Source organism: Thalassoroseus pseudoceratinae, assembly GCF_011634775.1.
In the GTDB taxonomy this organism is placed as follows: Bacteria; Planctomycetota; Planctomycetia; order Planctomycetales; family Planctomycetaceae; genus Thalassoroseus; species Thalassoroseus pseudoceratinae.
Map to the genome: position 1 here is coordinate 206,692 of NZ_JAALXT010000007.1, position 24,386 is coordinate 231,077.

The 24,386-nt window shown below is 55.4% G+C and carries 17 protein-coding genes; 6 read left to right on the forward strand and 11 right to left on the reverse strand.

The genetic code is table 11. The features are described 5' to 3' along the window. Positions 1-14 precede the first annotated feature (14 nt). A complete protein-coding gene (locus G6R38_RS23385; RefSeq protein ID WP_166831209.1) occupies positions 15-2,114 on the reverse strand; it encodes a glycosyltransferase family A protein in 2,100 nt (699 codons plus the stop codon). A gap of 58 nt (positions 2,115-2,172) precedes the next feature. Further along, positions 2,173-3,213, reverse strand: a complete 1,041-nt coding sequence (locus G6R38_RS23390; protein WP_166831210.1) for a glycosyltransferase — start codon at positions 3,211-3,213, stop codon at positions 2,173-2,175. A 287-nt stretch (positions 3,214-3,500) separates the two neighbouring features. Between G6R38_RS23390 and G6R38_RS23395 the strand changes: the two genes are divergently transcribed. Beyond that, a complete protein-coding gene (locus tag G6R38_RS23395; protein ID WP_166831211.1) occupies positions 3,501-3,878 on the forward strand; it encodes a hypothetical protein in 378 nt (125 codons plus the stop codon). 260 nt (positions 3,879-4,138) lie between these two features. Here the strand turns inward: G6R38_RS23395 and G6R38_RS23400 are convergent, their stop codons facing one another. Next, positions 4,139-8,587, reverse strand: a complete 4,449-nt coding sequence (locus G6R38_RS23400) for a bifunctional serine/threonine-protein kinase/formylglycine-generating enzyme family protein (protein WP_166831212.1) — start codon at positions 8,585-8,587, stop codon at positions 4,139-4,141. Between the two features lie 182 nt (positions 8,588-8,769). Between G6R38_RS23400 and G6R38_RS23405 the strand changes: the two genes are divergently transcribed. Both G6R38_RS23405 and G6R38_RS23410 read left to right on the forward strand, forming a co-directional pair. Continuing rightward, the gene (locus G6R38_RS23405; RefSeq protein ID WP_166831213.1) at positions 8,770-10,341 is read left to right on the forward strand and encodes an arylsulfatase; all 1,572 of its coding nucleotides are present in this window, start codon (positions 8,770-8,772) and stop codon (positions 10,339-10,341) included. A gap of 59 nt (positions 10,342-10,400) precedes the next feature. Then, positions 10,401-11,669: a WD40/YVTN/BNR-like repeat-containing protein gene (locus G6R38_RS23410; RefSeq protein ID WP_166831214.1), complete on the forward strand. Its 1,269-nt coding sequence runs from the start codon at positions 10,401-10,403 to the stop codon at positions 11,667-11,669. Positions 11,670-11,673: 4 nt separating this feature from the next. Here the strand turns inward: G6R38_RS23410 and G6R38_RS23415 are convergent, their stop codons facing one another. The 5 genes from G6R38_RS23415 to G6R38_RS23435 all read right to left on the reverse strand — a co-directional run bounded on the left by G6R38_RS23415 (position 11,674) and on the right by G6R38_RS23435 (position 16,906). Next, the gene (locus G6R38_RS23415) at positions 11,674-12,651 is read right to left on the reverse strand and encodes a hypothetical protein (protein WP_206028700.1); all 978 of its coding nucleotides are present in this window, start codon (positions 12,649-12,651) and stop codon (positions 11,674-11,676) included. Positions 12,652-12,756: 105 nt separating this feature from the next. Then, positions 12,757-14,043, reverse strand: coding sequence for an SGNH/GDSL hydrolase family protein (locus tag G6R38_RS23420; RefSeq protein ID WP_166831215.1), 1,287 nt, complete (start codon positions 14,041-14,043; stop codon positions 12,757-12,759). A gap of 185 nt (positions 14,044-14,228) precedes the next feature. Further along, entirely contained in the window at positions 14,229-15,446 is a 1,218-nt protein-coding gene (locus G6R38_RS23425; protein ID WP_166831216.1) for a PepSY-associated TM helix domain-containing protein, read from the reverse strand. 6 nt (positions 15,447-15,452) lie between these two features. Then, a complete protein-coding gene (locus tag G6R38_RS23430; protein ID WP_166831217.1) occupies positions 15,453-15,941 on the reverse strand; it encodes a hypothetical protein in 489 nt (162 codons plus the stop codon). Between the two features lie 38 nt (positions 15,942-15,979). Beyond that, on the reverse strand, positions 15,980-16,906 hold the full coding sequence (locus G6R38_RS23435) for a DUF1559 domain-containing protein (RefSeq protein WP_166831410.1): 927 nt from the start codon (positions 16,904-16,906) through the stop codon (positions 15,980-15,982). Between the two features lie 370 nt (positions 16,907-17,276). On the opposite strand from G6R38_RS23435, the gene G6R38_RS23440 reads away from it, so the two are divergent. The 3 genes from G6R38_RS23440 (at position 17,277) to G6R38_RS23450 (ending at position 21,324) form a co-directional block, all read left to right on the forward strand. Beyond that, positions 17,277-18,662, forward strand: a complete 1,386-nt coding sequence (locus tag G6R38_RS23440) for a sensor histidine kinase (RefSeq protein ID WP_206028701.1) — start codon at positions 17,277-17,279, stop codon at positions 18,660-18,662. Positions 18,663-18,688: 26 nt separating this feature from the next. Next, positions 18,689-20,086, forward strand: coding sequence for a sigma-54-dependent transcriptional regulator (locus tag G6R38_RS23445; protein ID WP_166831219.1), 1,398 nt, complete (start codon positions 18,689-18,691; stop codon positions 20,084-20,086). 443 nt (positions 20,087-20,529) lie between these two features. After that, positions 20,530-21,324: a tetratricopeptide repeat protein gene (locus tag G6R38_RS23450; RefSeq protein WP_166831220.1), complete on the forward strand. Its 795-nt coding sequence runs from the start codon at positions 20,530-20,532 to the stop codon at positions 21,322-21,324. 11 nt (positions 21,325-21,335) lie between these two features. Here the strand turns inward: G6R38_RS23450 and G6R38_RS23455 are convergent, their stop codons facing one another. From G6R38_RS23455 to G6R38_RS23465, 3 genes are all read right to left on the reverse strand, one after another. Next, complete coding sequence (locus G6R38_RS23455) at positions 21,336-22,472, reverse strand: vWA domain-containing protein (protein ID WP_166831221.1); 1,137 nt, start codon at positions 22,470-22,472, stop codon at positions 21,336-21,338. A gap of 69 nt (positions 22,473-22,541) precedes the next feature. Next, complete coding sequence (locus G6R38_RS23460) at positions 22,542-22,889, reverse strand: hypothetical protein (RefSeq protein ID WP_166831222.1); 348 nt, start codon at positions 22,887-22,889, stop codon at positions 22,542-22,544. 87 nt (positions 22,890-22,976) lie between these two features. Then, complete coding sequence (locus G6R38_RS23465) at positions 22,977-24,386, reverse strand: prenyltransferase/squalene oxidase repeat-containing protein (RefSeq protein WP_206028702.1); 1,410 nt, start codon at positions 24,384-24,386, stop codon at positions 22,977-22,979.

Sequence of the window (24,386 nt, forward strand, 5' to 3'; positions counted from 1 at the left end):
GTTATCCACTCCGTTCATGTGATGGGCGAGTACAGAACCAGTTGGCTGGGATTGAGAAACTGCCGAGTCAAACCGGCTTGATGAAGTCGGTTGTGGAAGACGACATGTTCGCAATCGCTTCCTCCGTATTCCGCCGCGAACATGCAAGCGGTCCGGTAAATCCCCATGCCACCAAAACAGGATTGAACAGGCAAAAGCGGCCCGCCCTTGGACAAATGAAGTTCGTTATGGTTGGTCAGTTGGCTGGCAAAAGTGCCGGGCGTTGGACGAAATGCCCAGGTATCGAAGTGAATGTATGGTGGCCGGTCAGACGTTTGATCCAGTCGGCGTTCCAGACCGTAGGAACCGACGCAGTCCCAGTCGTCTTCACCGAACGTGTGTGCAACACCGTCGTAACTCCATCCGCCGGCGAGATCGGTATCCACGACGATTACATAATCGAACTCGGCGTAACGTTGTTGAATCTCCTTCCGATATTGATTCCGACAGTGAGCCAACCACTCAGCCCGTGCGAGACTTCGCGATCGCTGGAACTTTGGTCGTCCCGCGGTTGCCGTGAGAAACTCCACCCGTGCATTCCGAGATCGCCAGTCGAAAAGGAATTCCAACGTGGCATCTTTTGAGTCGTTCTCGAACAACATCACACGGTAGTCGGCGAACATCTCTCCTAATCGTTCGATTCTGGCAGCCGTTCGCGGGAGATACAGTCGAACGTCACGGCACAATCCACACACGACCACCGAGTGTTGTTTCATCCGCTCCCGACCTCGGGCGACTCGCTCCGAATAAGACGATTGATCGGCCTTCTCGACGGCGAAAAAATCCTCCGGGAAGTCGGCCAGCGATTCGCCCTCACCATATTCCGACTCGACGGCACCGGCAAACCAGGCGGCTCGCCGTCCCGCGATAACGGGCGCATCCATCCAAATCGTACTGGTATTACCAATGTGTTGCGCCAGACTTGGCGACATCGACCACATCTCAACGGCATTCGAGTGCACCCATGCCGATAGCATCTCGGGCACGGGAACGTGAGTCCCACCAGCCGCGGCCAACCATGTTCGTGATAGATCCGGATCGCAAAGCAGTGCCCGTGCAACGCCAGCAGAGAGCACCAATGCCTGGGCACTAAAATGCCAGGCACCATCCGCATTGAACCAACCGCCCTCGGTCCGATTCCCCGTATAAAACAGCGAGACGATTCCCGGTCGTTTCCCCGGCCACAGGACCGTTTCGAGATACTCTCGAAGGGAGTGCCGATCAAACAGAACGGTATCATCCTGAAGAAGTAAATACGCATCCGCATTCGGTTGGTGCAAAATTAATTCGGCGAGTGCCATATACCATGAGGGCCACGCCCCAACACTGTCCTCCCGCCAAGTGACCGGGAGATGTGCGTAGCGTTCCGGTATGGCAACCGTCCCGTCGAGAAACAATCGCGGTTCCTTCCAACCGGCTCGCGTGAGTGAGTCGAGTGTGAATTCAAGCGTCGGTTGGCGGCGTGGTGACGTTGTGACGGCCACTCCCCATTCCCGAACGGCGGAGCCACATCGTTCCGAAGGCGGCGGAATCAGTTCTTCCATCGACAGTAATCGGGAAACCGTGGGGTGTCGCGTCCAGTCTCGACACATCCGACAGTGTGTGTGGTCTGCTTGGTGATGAGTCGGGTGGGTACACGCATAGACTGTCTCCGCAGTTTCCGACGCCGAAGAAGTTTCGGAGATCGGCTTCGTCGAGGGCGTCTTTTCCAACCAGCAGCAATCTTGACGCAACCTTGCGGGCGTGAGACGAAACGGAGCAGGGTGCACGATATTGAGCGAGCGTTCCGCATGTTGCCGAACCTGCTTCGCGACCTCGAGACGACACTCGGACGTGCCACCGACAGTCTCGATGGTCTCGGCTTTGCGGTACAGCAGACTGGCGACGACGGGGTTCAGTTGTCGTTCGGAAGGCGGAAACGAATCGCAACATGACCGACAAATCTGGTCGGACACACATGATTCCGCAGGACCGAGAAACGCCCCCAGAAGTCCGCATCGCGTTGTGTCTCCTTCCACGGAACGCCATCGGCACCGTTCGGGTGTGGGGAGCAACAGGGCGGCTTTTCGGGGCATCGGGTGGCTTTCTCAAAGACGGCACTTTCGCGAGACCAGGTCGGGGGAATGACGGTGTCTATTCGATATCGACTGGCGTTGCGATTGCTCGCCGAATCTGTTGGTGAATTTGAGCCTTGCGAATCTTCCAACTGTGTTCACGCTGCACGAACCTCCGTGCTCGACGACTGGCCATGGTGATTCGACGACCGGAAAACGAACGAAGTACCGCCGCGAGTTGCGACGGATCGATACGGGCCGCCGGAATCCAAAAATTCTGGCCGATCTGCATGGCTTCCGTCTTCGCCGGGATTGTACCCAGTGGTTGGTGCTCGTTCATCGGGGCGACATCGGTTGTGACGAGAGGCATGCCCGCCGCTTGGCACTCGAGCAGCGGCAGCCCCAACCCTTCCCAATGACTTGGTTGCACGCAAACATCGCCATCGCAGTAGAGCAATTGATTGTCGTCCGGCGGCGGTCGCAATTCCACGTTCGTCGGGAACCGCGGTGCGTCGTGAGAAGTCGCGTAGATGATGAGACGGATCTCCGGAGCAAGTTCAGCGGCGGCTCGTAGAATCTCCAGACCTTTGCGGCGAACGGAAGTTTCCGGATCGCCGCACCAAACTCCGCGAGCCCCTCCCGATCCGTGGACGTACACAAACTGTCGGCAGATTCGACGGCGACGGAAGCGAATTCGGCTAGTGTCGATCGGCCAGGGAACACACGCGATCTCCCATTCGAAGCGGTAACAGTGCTTCCACTCGGTGAGCATTCCCGCGGTATGCCGTGTCGGGCAGAGCATCAGATCGACATCGGCCAGCCAAGCCGCACTCGGTGAAAGCCACTCCCAATTCGGCACACAGATGACCCGCACCCCCATCCGACGAGCCGCCGGAACAACCGTGGGAAAGTCCGGGCGTTCGACAAACAACACCACATCCAAACCGTCAAGCCACGCTTCCGCTTCAGAGAAGGAGAGGTCGCGGTCGATCCACTCTTGCCGACATGGTCCGTCGGACCGTTCCATCGGATCACCGGGAATCAACCAACGGTCAATGGGGAGATGACACGCAATGTCGCGACACTGATGCGCCAGACCGAACCCACGATCCGGACCCATCAAACCAATTCGCGGCGACGTAATTCGGTCATGAGAACGTGGCCGAGATTGCCACCGCGATGACCTATGTTTCGTCTCCGCATCTTCACTTGGGAATGAAACTGCTGCGTTTGGATGCTCATGAGACGACCTGAGCCAACGTTCGGCAAAACGGCGGGCGTGGTGTAGATGGGCTTGGGTCGGCGTTTCGGCTACCAATTGACGCTGGGCTTCCTCGACGGCTGAAAACGCCAACGCTGCGACAACAGGGTTCAAACGCGGACCGCTCGGAAGCGGATGGCAACAACATGACCGACAAACGACGTCATCAACACGAGTTCGAGCGACATCCGCCCCGGCAACGATTTCGCAAACCCGGCGACATTGCCAATTGCTCTCAGGACGACTCGGTTCACGTTGACGGAATGGGCAGTGTTCGGGCTGACGAACAAGCTGTGTCATTGTTGAACCGGCACCACCCATGTCTTTGCGACGTCGCCTGGGAACGCACCGGGAAAGGGCGGCGGTGGACCGGGTTCCATATCGCCCGGCAACTCACACGGTTCCCATTTTTCCTCTCGCCATTCCCAAACCAAAAAGCAGCCGGCGACAGCTTGGCTGAGAAAACCGTGCGGGTTTGGAAACGGGTCGCCATGTCTCAAGCGCATCGGACGGACCGACTGTGATCTCAGTGATGCAGTCCGTAGGAGAACCGCCCGAATGTCGGGTAACAGTTCCTCACGTATCGCGCGAACGTCGTGACTAAGTCGAATCACATGACCCAGCAGAGCGATGAGAACAATCAGCACCAAGATCAGCAGAGTTGTCATAGACCTCTCCATTGGAAATATGAAAAGAGGAACATAGGTTTAAATCATTATTCGTTCACTCCCATGAATTGCAACGATGGTGGACGTTCAACCTGAACCGTAACAAAAAACAGCGACTAGAAACCGTCATCGGCGAACGAATTCGCCGGCTCAAGTCCCACTGTTCTTGCGATCCGGAATCCCGTGAAGCTGTAGCCCGTGACCGACTGTGTGTAACGCCGAGCGGAGCGAAGATTGGCGGCGGGGTACTTAAAATGACCGCCCCGGAGCACGTGATCCTTATGCGGCGTACACGAATGACACCACTCGGCAATGTTTCCGGCCATGTCGAACAGCCCCCATTGGTTTGGCATCAGTTCGCCGACCGGTCGTAGTTGCCCATCGGAGTTAAATGCGTACCAAGCGAATTTCCGCAGATGCTGCTCGTCGGTCCCAAAGAACCAGGGTGCGTGCGAACCAGCCCGGCATGCGCATTCCCACTCCTCTTCGGTCAAAAGGCGGTACCCCGGCTTCGAGAGCTGTTCATCAGATAGAATGACATCGGCGACTTCGATGTCATCGACAGGGGGGTAGCACATTTGGTCTTCCAAAAGCCCTTCCTGTTCGCTCAACCATCGACAGTACTGCATCGCCTCGATCAAAGAGACTTTGTTAGCCGGACAATCCCGGCTTTTCGCAACATCACTGGCATACTTCACGTCGGGCCGAAAACGTTGGAATTGTTTAATCGTCACCTCGTGAGCACTCACCGCAAACGAGTGATCAATCGTGATCTGCCGTAGTTTTTCATTCTCGCTGGGTTCGGATTCCTCGGCTCCAATCATGACTTCGATTGGTCCTGGTATCACGGACATCACATGCCCAGCCGAGTTGACCCACCAACCGTAACGATCGAGATGACCGGTGCTTGGCATGGTCGGCTGCGACAGGTCCGCAAGAATCTGGTGAAGATCACCGCCACGGCTCCGCAACAACCATTCGGCCGCGCTGCGTTCCCCGGGACTCTCGGCATTGTGCACAGCGGTGGATAGAAGGTCTCTGAGTCGCTCCTCGTTTCGCTGCGAAATCTTCCAACCTTGATAGCGATCGAGTCCAAGAAGCAACGCTTGCCGCGTGACGGGATCGTCGGTTTGGTCAATCACGTCGAACAAGGTTTCGGGCGGCACACCGAACTCGTGCAGATCAAGAATGAGATGCGTACGTGCGGTGGGATCGGGTAGGGCTGAGAGTACAGTTTTCAAGTCCTGACTTTGCTGCAACTGCAATAACGCAACCGCCGCGTTTTCCAGCCGTCGCGAGCGTGTGGCCGGATCGTGTTCCTCGACCACCGCGTTTTGAAAAATTCGAGCCGCCTTCTCCGAATGCCGAGAGACACCCGCGAAAAGCACTGGGAACTCACTCGGTTCCGCCATTAGGATCAGTTCACAGAGAAGTTTCGTGTCGGCCGTCCGAGCCAGTGCGCGGGCGGCGTTGGCATGTTCAATCGACGTGATCGACGACTGCTGATATCGCTCGCGAAGTGTCGGTGTCAACACGTCTGCGACTGGCGTGAGAAGTTGCACGCATTCGTCGATGTTCAGAACGCTCTCGGCCAACAACGCGTCAACGACCAACGGCGACTGTGCCTGCCATTGCGACGAAGATGGATCGGCAATCGCCAGAAGAATCGCCGCCCGCAGTCGCATTGCCCGATCGGCGTCTTCCAGTCGCAGCGATTTCCACAGCGTCTCCGTCAGCGATTCCGCGAAGGGGGCAATCCGTTCTCGAACAAGAGCAAGTGTCGCCAGGTCCGCGTGCAGGGCATGCTCGACCAATTGCTCCGCACGATCGCCGGGACCATTTGCCAAAACGTAGGTCGCCCGCAACCGATCCGACTTCACATGCGTGGGATCGTCGGCAATCAATTGCAATTTCGGTGTACTGAACTGTGGCTGTTGTTCGATTTCGGTCGCAATTTCGGGAAGTTCCGAAAGGTCCGCCGTCATCAGTTGCTCAATCAATCCATTCGCTCGAAGACGCTGCTGCGAAGCCTGGAATTGCTGACGGACAGTCACGGTCCCGAACAACGTGACGAGCACAATGGAGCAAAGCGCCAAAGCCCGGAGTCGATGCCGCTTCGACGCCACCGTCATCATCCGACGTTCCGCGTCGGTCCAATTACGACGGGAGGTCAACGTGACAACTCGCAGATACTCCCAACCGGAAGGAAGTTGTCTCATCTCGGGTTTTCGATTCCATGTCGCCGCCCGTTCTTCCAGAAGGATTTCCGCACGGCCACGGCGGGTTTCTCGTTGTTTCCGCGTTAGCCATTCCCGCAAAGCCGGCACGAGATAATCGTGGGTGAGCTGATAAAATCGTTCCGGTTGTTGGTTCTCCGTCGAACCACTTTTGCGAGAACTGACCGACTGAGGAACGTCCGCGTTTTCGTCCACCACGGTCGAAGTTCCCTCGGCGTCACTCGGTGTGATCAGCCGAAGCTCACCGTCCAGAATTCGGATCAGATCGTCAAAGTCGTCGCGTCGATTTTCATAGCCGGAAACCTCCAAAAGCTCTTGATAAGATTTTCGTTGCCCCTTGATGGCCTGACCCGCCACCGGCAACAGATGCTTCAACACCGCCCGTGCTGCATTGTAGTGGTACCGATGTTGCGGGGGTGCGAGCGACGAACCGAGCGTTTGCTCAAGAAACGCAACGCCGACTCCCTCGGCACCACCGATATCTCGCAGGGTTTCGGGGGTCCACGGCTGATGTTTCACCATCTCGGCGAAAAGTGCCAGCCGCACACACATCACCTTCCCGTCTTCAGCGAGTGTGTTCGCCGCCTGCCGGATGAACTCGTGATGAGCCGGCGTCATTTCGGTGACGTTCTCGGGAAGTTTCTGAAACGCGCGACCGAACGCGGCTAAAACTCGGCAGGTGTGATCGATGTCAAAGAGATCAGCCAAGGCAACGTTATGCCCGTCCACAAGCCGAACTTCCAATTCCCAGAGGAAACGGCTGACTGCGAGCCAAAAATCGTCGCGAATAAGCAGAAGACATTGCAACTGCCCGCCATCGCACTGCCTTAACGCTTGCACGAGTTCGTCCGTCGAGGTCGGATTTCGACCGTGAAGCCATTGCTCGAATTGATCGATGACGATCAGGAGTTTTTCGCCTTCAGGGGCCACGTGCGTCCGCCGTAGCAGGGCCATCGTCTCTTTCAAGTCGAGACTGGAATCCATGTCGGGATAACACTTCCGCAACGCGAGCAACAATTTGGACTGCGTTCCCTCGGCGGTCGCATCGACGCAAACATAGCGGATTCCAGGTTTCAAACGAGGTAAAAGCCCCGCCCGAACCAACGACGATTTCCCACAGCCAGACGGACCGTAAATCAAACCGACTGAGAATGTGCGATCGGCATCAGGGTCTTCAATCCGCGTTTTCCAGAATCGAAGACTTTCGGGCAAACCGTCTCGGTCACGGGGGCCGGGGAGTAGTTCCAAAAAGAAGTCGGCATCGTGCTCTTCAAAAGAACGGAGCCCCTTCGGAACAACGCGAGTCGGCGGGTGAAGAGCCGATGGCGTGGAGTCCGGCTCGCTCATCGGTCTGGCACTGATCGCCATGGCGGATACGAACTCTCGTAGTTCGTCGGCCAACTCCTTGCCTGTGGGATAGCGTTGCGAGGCCCGTAAAGAGAGCGCTCGCATACAAATTCGCTCCAACTCTTTTGGAATGGTCTTGTTGATTTCTCGGAGTGGTCTTGGAACTCGTTCGGCGATGCACTTCAGAAGGGCATAATCTGTTTCATTGGGAAACGTGCGTTGTCCGGCCAGAATTTCATAAAAGACCGCCCCCAAGCTGTAGATATCACTGCGACGGTCAACACGGTGTCCTTCGCCGCGTGCCTGTTCGGGCGACATGTAGGCCGGTGTTCCCGCGTGACTTGCGTTGGATGTGAGTTCCTCCTCACGGAGTGCCAAACCGAAATCAGCCACGTAAGGGCGTGCGTTCTGATCGAGCAGAATGTTGGCCGGTTTGACATCCCGGTGTACGATGCCATGTTCATGGGCGTGGTGAAGCGCATCGGCGAGCGTTGCGATCAGTTCGACGACTTCGGGAATGTCGATCGGAACTTGTCCGATCTTCTCGGAAAGATCACTGCCCTTGATGTACTTGGATACCACAAAACACGGAAACGGCCCGGTACTTCCGAAGTCGTAAACGGGCACAATGTTCGGGTGATCCAACTTTGCGACCGTGCGAGCTTCCGCCAAATACAGGTCGGCCGTCCGATAGTCTAAGTTCCAACGCGAATGCGGAATTTTGATGGCCACCAGTCGATCCAACGGAAGATCTTCCGCAAGATAAACAACACCGAACCCACCGCGACCCAGCACTTCTTTGACCGGGTAACGTCCGATTCGCGACGGTGGCAGGGCGTTTTCGTCGGGGTCGAAAGGTTCAAACGGAGTTCGATCATTGAGGTCTTTTCCAAAGTGACGAGTTGCGCCAAACGGATCGAATTCGGTCATGACTCTTGCCCAATCCAGCGAGTCGGCATCGGCGACACGGAAGCCTGTCATCCGATCTTAACAAATTCGAACCACTTCATACGACGGTTCCGCCCATCAGTGGAGTCGGCTTCTTTGTCGAAATGGTCGGCCGCGAGAAAATCCTTTTGGGGACTTACGACAATCCTGGTTTCGATCGGTACCATGATATCACTGGACTGGTCGTTGCAATGTTCCCGCAGTGAAAGAACCCGATGACATTCTTCCGATTTCTTGTTGTCACGCTGATGCTTGGTTCGATCGCCAACGGTGCCGAGCGTCCGAACATTGTATTGATTATGGTCGACGACATGGGTTGGTCGGACCTGGGATGCTACGGTGGCGAGATCGACACACCGCACATCGATTCGCTCGCTGCGGACGGGCTCCGGTGGACCCGCTTCTACAATAACGCCGTCTGCGGTGCCACTCGGGCTTCGCTACTGACCGGGCTGTACTGCCAACAAACCGGCCATCGCGGCGACCGCTGGAACGAGCCCAAAAACTACAATCGCTGCGTCCTCATTTCTGAAGTCATGCAGGCCGCCGGATACCACACCGCGATGGTCGGCAAATGGCAAGGACGCGACCTGGCTGTTCGCCGGGGCTTCGACCGATTCTTTGGACCGAATTGCCAAGGGAAGATCAGCTATTGGAACGCGGTCCAAGCCAACGATTTCTACCTGAATGATCAGCCGTGGACGTTCCCGGACACGGGCTTTTTCATGACCGATGCATTCAATGATTACGCCATCGAGTTCCTCGAAGAAGCGACAGCCGGTGAGAAGCCGTTCTTTCTTTATGCCGCTTATCTAGCTCCGCATTGGCCACTTCATGCCCGTGAAGAAACCATTGCCAAGTACCGCGAACGGTACCGCAGGAAAGGTTGGGCCGATTGGCGAGACACCCGCATCGAACGGCAACAGGAAATGGGGCTGCTCCCCGAGAACGCGACACCAGCACCATTGTCGAGATCCATTCCGGATTGGTCGAAAGATCGTCGAAAAGACTGGCAAGCCGAACGCATGGCGGTTTATGCGGCTCAGATTTCCAATGTCGATCGTGGGGTGGGACGGATGCTCGAAGTGCTCCGCAAATCGGGTGCTGACAAGAACACGCTGGTTCTTTTCCTCTCCGACAACGGTGCTGCACCGAACGGCGGACTCAAGCCGACCAAGAGTGGTTTCGGTTTCGCGCCGGGTGCGAACAATCGTCGTTGGAGAAAAGACGGCGTCGCTATCAAACCAGGTAGCGGTCCGGATTTGATGCCGGGGCCGCACGACACCTTCGCCGGTTACGGCATCGCCTGGGCAAGCACCAGCAACACGCCGCTCCGTGACCACAAACAATCCGCATACGAAGGCGGCATTCGCACGCCGCTCATTGCCCGCTGGCCCGAAGTCATCAAGCAAGGCGGGCAATTGACACGGCAAGCTGGACACATCATCGACATCATGGCCACTTGCCTCGACGTTGCTGGAATTGAGTATCCCACGGAGTTCCAAGGTCGGCGGCCATTACCCATGGAAGGCAAAAGTCTGGTGCCGATCTTTCATGGCAAACAGCGAACGCCTCATGAGTTGTTAGCGTGGAAGTGCGGACGCGGCCGAGCGATTCAGATGGGAGATTGGAAACTCGTGCGACCTCGCGACAACCAACCGTGGGAACTTTACAATCTGGGAAATGACATCGGCGAAACAACCAATCTTGCGACGAAGTTTCCGGATCGAGTTCAGTCGATGTCCGCGAAATATGAATCTTGGCGTAAACACGTCGGCGCTCGATAACCCTCATGGGACACCACTCCACTAGGGTGATGTTAACCCGATAACCGGAAAGTATTCCGATGAAGACTGATCTCTCCTTCACACGACGCGACTTCCTCAGCACTGCCGTCGCCAGCGGTCTTTTGATGACTGGCATCGACGGCATGTTAGCCGCTCCCGAAACCGCCGGACCCACCGAAGGCGAAACCGATCATTTCTGGTATCGCCTCGCGCCCGAGGGACCGTACATCGACTCACAGCGGGACAACAAAGCCTTCGGGTTCGGTGACGGCCAGATTTTCTTGTCAGAAGACAACGGAAAGACGTGGCCTCATACCGCACAGTTTCCGAATGCCGACAACATCACATTCAGCTGCATTTTCGAGAACGGCAACATTCTGTTCGCCACACGGACAAAACTCTATCTCAGTACTGACAACCTGAAGACTCACAAAGCGATCATCGTCAAAGATCAAGACGGCAAGGATTACTTGCCGCACACCCCCAAGAACCCGAATCGGCCGGGGTGGTATTTTCATCCGCTCAATGGCGTTCACACTTGGAACGTGGGCGGGAACGAAATGCTCGTTTGGGGCAACTACTGCAACGTGCTTGGTGGCCCGGTACCGATCAACATTTATTACTCGACCGATCAAGGTCAGACGGTCAAGATTGCCTATGCGTTCGGGTACAACCCCAACTTTCACGACTTGGACGCGAAAACCGGTCAACCACTTGGAAACCTTAAAAACTCGGTGATTTGTCGCCACATCCACACGGTGATGTATAACCCCACGGAAAACGCCTTCTACGCCTGCACCGGCGACCATGATCGCAAAGACCGACACGAATGCCATTGGCTGCGAGGCACCTACGATGCCAAAAAAGACACCTGGGATTGGCAGGTGCTCGTTTCGGTCAATTCCAACTCGCGGTACAAATCCGGCGGCATCAACTTCGTCGATGGGCAACTCTATTGGGCCTCGGACGCCAATGGAAACAACGGCAAACTACCGCACGACCGTGGCATCTTTCGTTGTCATCCCGATGATTTAACGAACCCCGCGAAACATACAATGCTGTTCAATCCGGAGTATGAATCGGCCAACATGATCATCGAAGACGGCGTGATCTTGTCGGCTCATTACGCTCCGGCATCGCCGTATCACACAGGGTTCATCATCTCACCCGACATGGGCCAAACATGGGCTCAATACGATCTCAAGCAGTTCGGCCGTCGCTCGCCGGTTCGATTCCACAACAAGAACAGCGACGGTTGGTTCCGCGTCGATCTGCGAAAAGGTTGGATCGAACGCGGCGAAGTTCTCTTCATCAAACCGAAACCGTAACGTCTCAATCAAGAGCATCCACATGAGCTGCTTCGTGAAGCGTCTTCATTTCGGCATCGGACAGGGCCCGGTCGAAAACGGCTAAGCCTCCGAACTTGCCAATGGTTGCTTCACGAAGAAAACTCCCGACTGCATAGCGAGCCCCCACGGTGAAATCCGAACCGCCGATCTTCGTGTCCGCGTGTTTGACGGGATCAAGTTTGAAGATGCCCCGTCCGTGGTAATACGGGTTCATGCCCCGGTCCCCACCGTCGGGACCTTCTTGTGTGAAGTACCGATCGGTGCGGCGGTGCTTCTTGGGGTCGAGTTTCAGTTCGTCCAGACGCCCATTGATGTAGGCGCGGATGTATTCGCCATCGTACGTGAAACCGAGCGTGCACCATTCCTCAGTTGGCACTGGCGATGCGGTGACGGCATAGTCGCAACACCATGGAAATCGACTCCCATCGGCACGGCGGGTCACACCGCCTTCACTGGAAATGTGCGGCACAAGTTTATTCGGGCCGCCGTACGTCGGCATGTTCATCAACAAGGCGTACTGACGTGTGCCCGAGTCGTCGTTGCTGCCTTTGCCTTCGCTCCACATCCCCGCAATTGTCCGGCTTTGCCTGAGATTCACAATCCGCACGACAGCGAACATCGAAACTTGAGCCTCAGGTCCAGAGATGTTCAGCTTCCCGGTTTCTGCGTAGGGAATTTTGAAATACTGTTTTCCGTTCAAGTCCGCTGCATATCCGGAAAACGGTCCGCCTTTGACCCGCCGAATCGGGCCGCCCACTTCTTGTAACGGGAACGCATCGTCCGTGCCAACCGATTCCCGTGGCTGACCAGCTTCCTCACCAAACGTCCAAAACGCGACCAACCCCTCGGTATTGGTGATGGTCTTGATGGATTGATCGTCAGCGAAGCCCGAACCGCAAATTCCCCAGATCAGGACAGCGGAACAAATCGTGGATTTTCTGAACGCATTCGAGATAAACAATGCAATCACTCCTAGAGAAGTTGACTCTTGATCGTCGGGAATTCTGTCCGTTAGGGACCAGGACACAGAAGACCGCAATATGGTCTCAGGTGAGGCGAACTGTTGTTACTTCAGTTCGCCGATCAACATCAACGCCGCCGGGTACCAAGTGTGACCTTGATACTTCTCCGGTTTGGACTCCAGATCACCGCGGTTTCGTTCGAAGAGAATCGCCCGCTTGTCGAGGGTGTTCGGCGTGAGTGTGATCGTAACGGTATGAACTCCCGGTTTCAGTTCCGAGCCGACGTTAAGTTTCGCCATCCGATGATACGTGCAATAGCCATCAATGCGATTTCGCATCACGGGTTTGGCATCATCCAGTTGCACACTCAGTTGGCCGCCGTCTGGTCCGAGAACGTCGAACACGGCCACTGCAGTTCCCTCAAACTGAAACGACAACGTCGCATCGGGTTCGACCGCCTGAAACAGTTCCGGCATATTTCGGCGGAATCGTTTCGCAAGACGATGATCCGCCGGCAGCTTGGTCCAATCTCCACTCAGCATCTCTGGCTGGATCGACACCATTTTCGCCTCTTCCCAATTGTCCCGTCGCAATGGTTCGACGATCTCGTGCGGTTCGGCCTTTCCACTCGCTGCCGTGATTTTCGGCCACGATCGAGCGATAGCTTCCACATACAACCGATGCCCTGTTTGCACATGAGGATGCACGCCATCGGTGGAGAAAACCATCGGCTTCGTGGCGGCATCTTTCGGCTTGGGAGCTTGGAAGACTAAATCGCCCGCGGCTTCCAATTTGGCAACTTCGACACCGAAATGAATCGACGGAATCCCGTAGTGATCAGCCAGTTCTTCCATGGCACTCGCGGCGCGTGGCATTTTGCCCGCTTGCAAATCACCCAGCATTTTAATCGTCAATGTGTAGACGAAACAGATGTCCGTGTTCGCGTCGGCTTTCCACGTTTGGCGGATGATTCCTTCCATCGCCTTGTGAATGCGTTCCGGCGATGCACCGCCGTCGTTGACGGCGAATTCCACGAACAGCAAATCCGGTTGGTGCTGCAGAACATCACGTTGGAGACGGAACACGCCCAGATCAGAACCCGTGCCGCCGATCGCCGCATGAATTTCTTCAAACTTCGCCTCAGGATACGTCTTCTGCAACCACTCCCGCGATTGAACACGCCAACCTGGAGCCGCCGTGATACTCCCACCCAAGTAGGCAACCTTCACGGTCTCGCCAGCTGCAACCTTCTGCAAGAAGTTCGGCAAACCGCCACGCGGATGACATTCCACCGCATCACGCAGCGGGTAATCGGATTGTGCAGACGCATGAGTTGCCAAGAGCAACAGCACAGGAATCACGAACGAAACGGCTCGGGTATGGGCGATCATGGGAGACTTGTCACTTTGAATGAAACGACGCTAGGCAACAACCGCGTCACGCCCTCCTCACAGACGCAACGCGGTGGAACCAGAGTTTTTTAATCAGTGTGACTACCACGAGCAAGAGGCACAACCATCGGGAACGCCGATCCCAATGGTTGTTATTCAATCAAGACAGTTCCAGTTCTCACGCATCAATTGACTGGAACCGGACTTCGTTCGGTTTCGGTTTCGATTGAAGTCGGTGGGGTTGCAGTGGTGCTTTTCTGCGACTGTTTCTTTCGAGACCGTCCGCGTCGCCACCACAGAATGAACCCGGTCACATAGAGAATCGCTGGCGTGAAACCGGAGATAAAAACAATCCAACGCCCGACCATGCCAAAGGCTTCCCCACTATGCAATGGGAATTGCCACGCGAGAAAAACGTCCGCTGCGGTAAAGTCATCCGGGTTTCGGAGTGCGAGGACTTCACCACTGTACTGATCTAAGAAGACTTGGCTTCGACCGAAAGTCTGTTGGACTTCGTGCGGTTGACGGAAGGCAACTTCATAAGTTCCGTCCGCTCCTCGTGGTGGGTGAAGGTGGTCGAAAGCGGCATTTGGAAAATGCTGTCGTGCGATTCTCAAAGCGTCATCAGCCGAGATGGCTTGCTTCGATTCCGACTCCTTCGATTTGAGTCTTCTTGGTTCCTGGGTTTCCTCAGAAAACATCGTCACGATTGGCTTGACGAGGAAAGGAAACTCCATATACACACCCGTGAAAACAAGGGCGAATAAAAATACAAAACTTCCAATCCCTAGTGTCTTGTGAAGATCATAGTTGAATCTCGATCCGCCTCGAATCATGAAAGCCGCCCGCCAACTATGTTTCCATAACGGCCACCACAAATAGACTCCAGAGATTAGAGAGACCATCACAAGAAGTCCGGCGACACCGACAATAACCACACCGGTTTGACCGGCTACGAGTTGGTAATGGAGTCGGTAAATCCAACCCAATAGATCCTCTCCCCAAGTTCGTTGGCCGGTCACCTTTGAGTTCGTCGGATCAACATAGACTGCGACAAACTTTCGGCCATCCTTGGTTTTCTTCGAGAACCAAACGGTCCAAACCCCGTTTTCCACTCGCGGTTTTGTGACCGACATTGCTTTGCCATCATAGGATGTCTCAGCCGCATTGATGATTTCCGCAATCGGAGCTTGGTCGCCGGTCTGTGCCGTCAGAAGTAGGTTGGGATTCAACCATTCATCAATCGCGTGGTCGAACACGAGAATGCTGCCCGTTAGTCCGATCAGGACAAACAGGAGGCCAACCGTAAGACCGATCCAACGGTGAGCCACCAACCAAAGTTTGCGGAACCGTGTCTTTTTATCGCTGTCGCGTTTCGCGGGGGTTGTCGGTACATCGGTCATGACGTTTTAATTTCCCATTCCCGGACCAGGTGGTCGCCTTCGCCCAACCACTTGGTCGGCACTCATAACTTTGGCTCCGGTAATCTCGATGGGGGGAAGCTCGTTCTCATCCGCGTCGATCGTCACTTTCCATTCGGATTGTTCCGGGTTGTTATAGGCATTGTTCAATCGATCCACTAAAGACGGCGTATTCACATTCGGAGACCATCGGATCGTAATGGCGTACTCGCCGATCGGGGCACCATCGCCCATTTCATACGTCGAAAGCGTATAAGTTCCATCGTCTTGAACGAGTCCCCAAGGCAGTGATTCGCGTTTGTCGGTTGCTTCACCAGTTGGGTGAAGTTGCACCAAGGCACCGACCGGCGGTTCACCATTGATTGTGATTGTTCCTTCTGCGGGATACGTGTCGGCCTGCCAGTCTTCACCGCATCCGGCACACATCACGCTTGTGGTCAGTGCCAATGCGAAAACGCGGACAGAAGATAAACGCACGCCGCTCGATCTTGGAGAGTCTTGCCACCAACTCATGCCTAGTACTCCCCGACCACTTCGCCACCGTCGATGGACGTCAAAGCACTGAGCGTGTTCAAGTCGATCGTTTCACTGATGAACCGAGCCGATCCGTCTGCCAAGCAGACTTGGACCCCACCTGGATGGAACGAGTACGCCGCTCCATACAGATTGCTGACATTGATCACTTCATTGCCAACATAGTAGTTGACCGTTGGCTCTCCGCCGGAGGAATCGGGAGTCACCTGGAAGTTGTAAAGCCAGCCGGAGCTGAAGCCCGCGGTCCAACTTCGATACTCGCCGGTCCAACCCGATGGAGCGGTCGTTGTTTTTCCCCCGGCGATGTATAGCGAAGCACGCCCTGCAGACTCGTAAGTCATAATCGTGTTCGTCAGCCCATCGACGACATCCCGAAACTTCCGGAATTGGTTCTGATCGAACATCGACTTTCCGGCCGTAGCGTCGGTAATCCATCCCGAGTCGCTTCGAATGTAGGTGTAGTCAGACGTCTGAAAGCCGCTATTGGGTTCGGGATCTCCGGCTCCGGGAGTCGACGGACATTGGTAGGCCTTCGGCATGAGAAGAGCCATGTCGGCATTGTCCGTATGATCCCAACTCACGTTGTAGTTGTAGAGATTTGCTGTATTCCCCGCTTCCAGAAACGGAAGGATGGCCACGTTCACATGAGCGGTATGAAGGGGATCAGACCAGTTCCCGTTCCAGTCGACCCAACCCGGCGCTAAGCTCTTGTTGGTGTCGTGATAAGTGTGCATCGCCAACCCAATTTGTTTCAGGTTGTTCTTGCACTCGGTGCGACGGGCGGCTTCTCTCGCCTGTTGAACAGCCGGCAATAGCAATGCAATCAAAATCGCGATGATCGCAATTACCACGAGCAACTCAATGAGCGTAAAGCCACGACTTCTCGCGGACCGTTGGGCGTTGGACACTGTTGCCTCCTCTTGGAAAAGGTGTTAATGAAGATCCCACACGTACAGCCAATTCAGATGGCTGGCTTTGGCTGGCCCAAGGGGTGGCTAATCGCTGGCGGGTGATGTCGGCGGGAGTTCTTCCCTGCAGCATTACAGAGAATGAGTCTCAATATCATACGAGACGCCGGTCATGCAAGTGTCGTACCAAGGTGACTGCCTGCCGATTTTCCGGATCACTTCGGGACTTAAGCGTATGCCAAAAAACAACTTGTAACGAATGATCCCAACTTGGTCCTCTGTGCGGTAGATATGAGGTCGGGAAAATTTCCCCAACAGTTTGTGAAATAATCCAAAGGTCGATGCGGTGTCGTGGTCATTGAGAAACCAATTGTTCGTTCCATTGGCAGCAATCGTCATTACGTTTGTCTACTATTCCGCGTCACTCCGAAGTGATCACTATGTGGAAGAACTGAATCACGTGGAGGATGCTCAACCGCGGCTTTTCGCGGAACAAATGGACTCACTTGTTGAGCCGAAGTTGCTCCCGACCTTCCGACAGTTGGAGAAAGAGAATCCAGGCTGGCAGTTCGCGGCGTTTCGTGGTGAGGAATTGCTCGCCTCGACGGTGTCACTATCCGAGAAAGAATTGGAAGTCGTCCGCCACATTCCCCCGATTACCGCTGACGAAAGGGGCAGGGGATGGACCATGCGGGCAGGTAATGGCAAACCAGTGTGGTACTGTTTGACCGTGACTTCGGTTCCCGCGTGGCCATCCGATACCCGGCTTGTCACGTTCTATTCTTACGAACATGCATTGATGCTGAACCGGCAGGCAGCAACCCGGAATTTTGTGGTGGCGTCTGTGGTCGCTTTTGTCCTGATCATCGCAGTGACGTGGTACACCGGCCAGTTAAGTCGTCGAATCTGTCGAATCAAACAACAAGTAACACGGATTGCCAAAGGCGATTTTGGACAAGTCGTCGAAGTTCACGGACACGACGAAGTTGACGATCTTGCTCGCTCTGTGAACTCGATGGCGACCCAACTTCAGCAGTTGCACGATGCCATTCGTGTTTCGGAACGGACCCGATTGCAGGGGCAACTCGCCGGCGGCGTGGCCCATGAATTGCGAAACGGCATCCACTCGGCTCGGTTGTCTTTGGAGGTCTTCCAGGAAGCTTGTCGATCGTTTACGTTGCCCTCGGAAAACATGCTCGACACCGCCAAAGAACAGTTGCTCGTCACCGAAACGCTCGTGCGACGACTATTGTCGATCGGCAAGACGCAGGAGCGGGAACGGCTTCAACGCCCATTGGCGGAAGTTCTGCAAGATGTCGCTACCATGGTCGAACCGATTTGCCGTCACCTGGAAATTGATTTCGCGTTGACGCACGACCATCGTCTGGTGCATACCGTGCAAGACTCGGAAATGTTACAGGCGGCGATTGTCAATTTGTGCTTGAACGGTGTGGAAGCCATCGGTCGGCATGGGGAACTTCGTGTCGATACACAATATCGTGATGGCCAAATTGAGATCTGTGTGAGCGACAACGGTCCCGGACCGGATGCTGCCCTCTCCGATCAACTCTTTGAGCCATTCGTAACCAGCAAGCCAGACGGAATCGGGTTGGGATTGGCTCAAGTTCGGCAAGCCGCAGAAACCGAAGACGGAACCATCACTTGGACGCGAAACGGAAGTTGGACCAACTTCGTTCTTTCCTTTCCAACTCTCTCCATTCCGAAACCAACTGAAGTCGCGGTTGCATCTCTGTAGAAACTTTTGGACAGAGCCGAAATCTTATGGTGATGATTCTGGTCATCGATGATGAAACACGACACTGCGATACTCTGAAGGAGTTTCTGGCGAACGCGGGGCATGAGGTCAATGTGGCCGGTTCGGCGGAACGCGGGATGGAACTTGCGGCTGAAACGACGCCGGATATCGTGTTTCTCGACATCCGCTTGCCACGAATGGACGGATTGACGGCGATCACCGAACTCCGCAAGTTATCGCCCGATGCGCCGGTCATTATGATGACGGCTTATGGCACCCTCGACACGGCCGCTGCCGCGGTTCAGGCGGGTGTTTTCGACTACCTCGTCAAACCGTTCTCGCTTGAGGAGTTGAAAGGCGTTCTCCATCGCGCAACCAACGCGTTGCAGGCAAACATGAAACCGACGCAGGCGTCCGCTGACCAATCCGCGTCTGATGTAGTGATTGGGCAGTCGCCGCCGATGCAGCGGATCTTCAATCGTGTCGCGCTCGTTGCAGCCAGCGATGTGCCAGTTCTGTTGACCGGCGAAAGTGGCACAGGCAAAGAAGTCTTCGCCCGCGCCATCCATCGCTACAGCTCGCGTCGTGACCAACCGTTTGTGCCGGTGTTTCTCGCGGCACTGAGTCCGACGTTGATCGAAAGCGAACTGTTCGGGCACGCGCGTGGTGCGTACACCGGCGCAGACGTGGAACGCCCCGGCCTTCTGGAGCAAGCGGGCGAGGGGACTGTTCTCCTGGATGAATTGGGGGACGTTCCGCTGCCATTACAGGTGAAATTGCTACGGGCGATCGAAGAGAAAGAAGTCACTCGGGTTGGCGAGAACCATCCGCGCCCCATGCGTGCGCGGTTTCTCGCCGCGACCAACAAACACCTGCCGAATTTGATCGCAGCGGGCCTGTTCCGCGAAGACCTTTACTATCGTCTTAGCGTTTATCACATCGAGTTACCACCGCTTCGCGAACGAACCGAAGACATTCCGGTTCTTGCCGACCATTTCCTTCAGCAATCCGCGAACGGAAGTCGAAATTCCGGGTTTCTGAAATCCACGATCGAGGAGATGGTCTCTCGTCGCTGGTACGGCAACATTCGCGAATTGCGAAACGCAGTCGAACACGCCGCCATTGCCTCTCGCGGCGCGGCGATTGCCGTCGAGCATCTTCCCCAACCGGCTTCGCCAACAAATTCCGACGATGTGGAGGCGAGTTGGTCGAAGTCGGTCCACGGTTGGCTCGATCAGCAAATTGCATCAATCGATCCACTCGTCGATCGTGATCGTCTGCACGAAAAGTTGCTCGGGGAGATTGAGCCAATCCTGTTCCGCCGAACCCTCAAGCACTGCCGCAACAATTACTCCGCAGCGGCCCGTGTCTTGGGCATCGACCCCAAAACGCTGCGGACACGGTTGTCTCCAAAGCCCAAATAAACACGCGCCGTTGAATGGATCGCAGCGTCAGCGGGGAAGATCCCGCCGTAATCTGGTCTGCGACATCCACAGTAGGCGCGAAAAAACGCTGGATTCCCAATCTTCACACGATCGGACTTACTACGATCCGAAGACAATGACTTTACCACATGAAATCGTATCTTGTTCTGCAACAATGAATTCCGACATGAAACCACCGAGCAATCCGAAAATATCCGTCCGGCGACTCGGAAGGGATTGACAAAGCCCGGCCCTTTACTGAGAATGAGTCTCAATATCACAGGGGTGTCGGCGGCGGGGTGTCGCCTTCATATCCAGTGATGTTGCCTGTGAGGGAATGAATTGATCTTGCCCCATCACGATGGCTCGAATTCCTTTCGAGATCGGTTGAGATAGGCAGAAAGAAACCACGACATAATCGGCGTCTTCGGATTGTGACTCAGATGATGGTGAAATTAGCAACACAGCGAACGAATTCCGTTCCGAAATTGTCACGATACAAGCAGCTCGCCGCGGCACGACACGCGGTCAACGCCCGGAATTTTCGGGCGGCCAAAGCCCTCCTGAAAGCTTGCGTGATGCAGAATCGGGAAGATGGCCGAGCGTGGGAACTCTTTGGTCGTGTTCACTACCTAAGTGCCAATTATCCGCTGGCAATCTCTGCGTTCGAGCGGGCGTCACTTGCGGTTACGCTCAGCGACGAAAGCCAAGTGAGTTTGGCGAGTGCATATGCTAGGTCAGGGCAGTTCGAACTCGCTACGGACATGCTTTCCAAGTTGGCGGAGAACCAAGAACTTTCCGCGCCCTTGTTGCTGGATGTGGCCATTTCGCTCGATTTGGTTGACCGTCCCGATCTTTCGATGACCGCCTGTCGAAACGCCGCCAAGCAGAGCCCGGAACACGCCCAAATCTATTACGATCTCGCCTACTACAGTGAGCGGTGCGGCTACCCGAAGACGACCACCGAACGAATGGTTCGCAAAGCCATTCGCCGTGATCCTGGCAATCTTCGCTACCGCATTGGGTTGGCGAGTTCGTTGTTCAAGCAAGATCGCTTCGACGATGCCTACGAACTAGTGCAAGAGTTGCCCGCGTCCAAGATTGTCACATTATCTTGCTCGGGTTGTCTGGAACAACTCGAAGTGCTTTTCCGTCGAGCCAATGACGAGAGCCGCGTGATTGCTTGCCGTCAACGACTTGTGGAACTTCGACTGCGGGGCTGCGGTTTTGAATGCTGAGTCGTGTGGTCCTAGACTGTTTTTCGTTTGCGACGGCCACCGACAAAACTATCCACGACCATATTGCCCAGATCGTTGGCGTTACAGTACGCCGCAACGCCGCCGGAGACTTGCCCCATTTGCTCGACGAAATTGACGAGGCCAAGGTAGAAGTAGTCTTCGATCAGTGCAAAACTCGACATCTGAATGCCTTCGTTCGCACAGCGTTTGACCTCGGTGAGCGTGATCTGTCGAGTTTTCTCTGCGGGCGGATAGATCAGCACGACTTCCCGTCCTTCGATGTGAGCCGTCGGTTCGCCATCGGTAATTGTGATAATCTGCTTATTCTGAGCCGGTTGCCGCTTGAGAACTCGCCGGGCGAATTGCAGTCCCGCTTGGATATTCGTGAAGTGCTCGGGCACGAATCCGGGTGGGTTGTCGATGGGAATTCGCATCCGCACACGTGGATCGTAAATGCTCACCGGCTTGGGGGCACATTGCAATAACTGTCGTTCGGACAGCGGAGTGGCATAGGTGTAAAAACCGACGACCTGCAGAAAATCACCCTGATAACGCCCCCGGACAAGTGCCTGTAACGCCATCGCAACTTTCTTGGCTCCCGCGAATTTGCCGTAACGCGCCATACTCCCAGACATATCCAGCAGAACCACGGTCGCGCAGGACGTTTGGTACTCCGTGTCGTGCACGACGAGATCGTCTTCCTGCAGGCGAATCGGTGAACCGCCACCCTGACGGTGCAGGGCATTCTTCAGGGATTCGTGCATGTTCAAATTCGAAACCGGATCGCCAAACTCGTACGGCTTCGATTCATCATGAACCGTTTGGCCGGCACCGCGAAACTCGGTGTCGTGTTTGCCGAGCTTGTCCTTGCGGGCGATTGTGAACAAGTCTTCCAACGCTTTGTTCTCGACCCGACGAATTCCTTGCGGCGTAATCGAGTATTGGCCGTCCTTGTCCTTCTCGACAAACCCGCGTTTGATGAGCATTTCCAGCAATTCCGGGTGTTCGTCTTCCAACTCCGGAAGTTGGTCGAGAATCTCCTCGCCATATTGCAGCATGTATTCACTGATCTGATCGAACAGCTTATCAGCCGATTGCGGCTGGAATTGCTCGGATTCGTCGAACTGGGAATATTCGAAAAGCGGCATAGTCGACCGATTCCTCAAAAATTCGGGTGCCACGGCCCTGTGACACACAATGTCAGGCGGACCTCTTTCTCAGGATAGCGCGTTTTTCGTCGGGGACGAGTCCGAAGATGGGGAATCGACGGCAGAATCTTCGATTTGAGAATCTCCCGATTGTTCGGCGGCGTTCGCTTCCCGGACCACTTTCCGCCAATACGCCCGCACCGCCCACGCCAGCAGTATGCCCGCGAGAATTCCGATTACGGTGCCGACGAGAATGAAGTTTCGCCATCGAACAATCGCGGCGACTTCCTCCACGCTTGCCCCGCGGATCGTGCGATCGATGAGCCCCACAATCACCCCGAGAGCGGCACCGTAGAGACCGGTTCGTCGAATAATCGGTGCTCTGGGTGGTGGGTGTTCGGTCGAAATCTCCGGCATATCACATCTCGATTTTCTTCACGCATTGCAGTTCCTATTTGATTCTAGGACCACACCGCAGGAAAAATCGAGGGCAGCCGAGGAATATCAACGTTGGTAGATCGGCAACAATTGATACGCGGGAGTCAACGCGAGAACGGCGAGGGAGGTGGAATAGGCGGAACCGAAGTTTTTCTCCGTGCCGGTTCCTGGCGGCCAACTGCCGTCGTCTTCTTGTTCTTCGATGAGGTTCCGGGCGATTTGTGGGAAGATCTCATTCCACGTGTCCCCGCCGACTTGGGCCATTGCCTGGCTGCTGTAGTACGTGGCCAAGTAGAAGTAGCCGGTTTGCCAAGGACGGGGATAATCTCGCTGCCGGAACCAGTTCACACCCACCGCGAGTCCTTCATGATCCAACCGCCCACCAAGAATGAGCGTGAGCATCGCCGACGCCGTGTTGGCATGCGTGATCTGCGGATTCTCTCCCGGCGCGGATGCCAACGGTCGATATCGAAAAACTCCCTTCTTGTGATCCTTGGGATCTTCGACGTAACACCGCTCGACGTAATCGAGTCCTTCATCGAAATACTGTTTGGGAACGTTGAATTCCGCGTTGCGTGCCGACCGAAGGAACATCAACGCCCACCCCGTCACCGACAAATCAGAATTTGCATTCGGACTTTCCGGAAAACCGTACCGCCAACCGCCTTTGTCCGACTCATATTTCTTTTGACGGGTTTGAACTTCGCGGTGATAGACCAAGGCCCGAGCCAAAGCATCTTCAATCTGCTGGGAGCGTTCGGCGGACGTCATTCCGTAGACCTCGCCGAGCATCATCCCTGCAATCGCGTGATTGTACGTGACCGTTTGCGATGGCGTGAGGTGATTCGAAGGCGGCGTGACCGGCAGTAGCGAAAAGTATCCACGCCGACGTTGCGTCGAAAGCACAAAGTCGATGGCTTTGGAAATTGTCGCACCGTACGGCCCTTGATCGGGGACGTGACCGCGCGACAGAAACGCCATGATCGCCATTGACGTGACCGCCGGTTGCCCGATTTCGTCACTCGGAAATCGACCGTCATCGGCTTGTTGTTTCGCGAGCCACGCCAAACCACTGTCAATCGACGATTCCACACGAGTCCACTCGCCTGGAGGTAGTGCACCACTCAAGTTCGTCGTTCGCGCAATCAGCGGTTTCTTGGGGAGTTCATCCTGAGCGAACGCCGGTTTCCCAACGCCCACAACCAAGATACCTAGCAGTATCGGAAGAATTCGGGTGACATGCCCAGGCCGGTGTGCCGTGCCTTTCCGGAGCAATCGCTCGGGTGCCACTGGCAACTCGTTGCCAGTGTTTGCTTCAAAAATGAACGGTGTCTCCGAATCAGCATTGGCAGTCCGACCGTCATCCATGCCCATGCTGACCTGGGCATGGCATCCCATTGCATCGTGCCGGGACCGTTGCTCGGCACGGCTCACAGAGCCGTGGCACACCGTCGTTTGTGAAACACTTATTTTCAT

What these genes read in the sequence shown, in the direction of transcription:
- G6R38_RS23385 (WP_166831209.1), bottom strand. Translation starts at nt 2,114, where the DNA reads ATGCCCCGAAAAGCCGCCCTGTTGCTCCCCACACCCGAACGGTGCCGA.
- G6R38_RS23390 (WP_166831210.1), bottom strand. Translation starts at nt 3,213, where the DNA reads ATGGGTCCGGATCGTGGGTTCGGTCTGGCGCATCAGTGTCGCGACATT.
- G6R38_RS23395 (WP_166831211.1), top strand. Translation starts at nt 3,501, where the DNA reads ATGACCGACAAACGACGTCATCAACACGAGTTCGAGCGACATCCGCCC.
- G6R38_RS23400 (WP_166831212.1), bottom strand. Translation starts at nt 8,587, where the DNA reads ATGACAGGCTTCCGTGTCGCCGATGCCGACTCGCTGGATTGGGCAAGA.
- G6R38_RS23405 (WP_166831213.1), top strand. Translation starts at nt 8,770, where the DNA reads ATGACATTCTTCCGATTTCTTGTTGTCACGCTGATGCTTGGTTCGATC.
- G6R38_RS23410 (WP_166831214.1), top strand. Translation starts at nt 10,401, where the DNA reads ATGAAGACTGATCTCTCCTTCACACGACGCGACTTCCTCAGCACTGCC.
- G6R38_RS23420 (WP_166831215.1), bottom strand. Translation starts at nt 14,043, where the DNA reads ATGATCGCCCATACCCGAGCCGTTTCGTTCGTGATTCCTGTGCTGTTG.
- G6R38_RS23425 (WP_166831216.1), bottom strand. Translation starts at nt 15,446, where the DNA reads ATGACCGATGTACCGACAACCCCCGCGAAACGCGACAGCGATAAAAAG.
- G6R38_RS23445 (WP_166831219.1), top strand. Translation starts at nt 18,689, where the DNA reads ATGGTGATGATTCTGGTCATCGATGATGAAACACGACACTGCGATACT.
- G6R38_RS23450 (WP_166831220.1), top strand. Translation starts at nt 20,530, where the DNA reads ATGATGGTGAAATTAGCAACACAGCGAACGAATTCCGTTCCGAAATTG.
- G6R38_RS23455 (WP_166831221.1), bottom strand. Translation starts at nt 22,472, where the DNA reads ATGCCGCTTTTCGAATATTCCCAGTTCGACGAATCCGAGCAATTCCAG.
- G6R38_RS23460 (WP_166831222.1), bottom strand. Translation starts at nt 22,889, where the DNA reads ATGCCGGAGATTTCGACCGAACACCCACCACCCAGAGCACCGATTATT.
- G6R38_RS23465 (WP_206028702.1), bottom strand. Translation starts at nt 24,386, where the DNA reads ATGAAAATAAGTGTTTCACAAACGACGGTGTGCCACGGCTCTGTGAGC.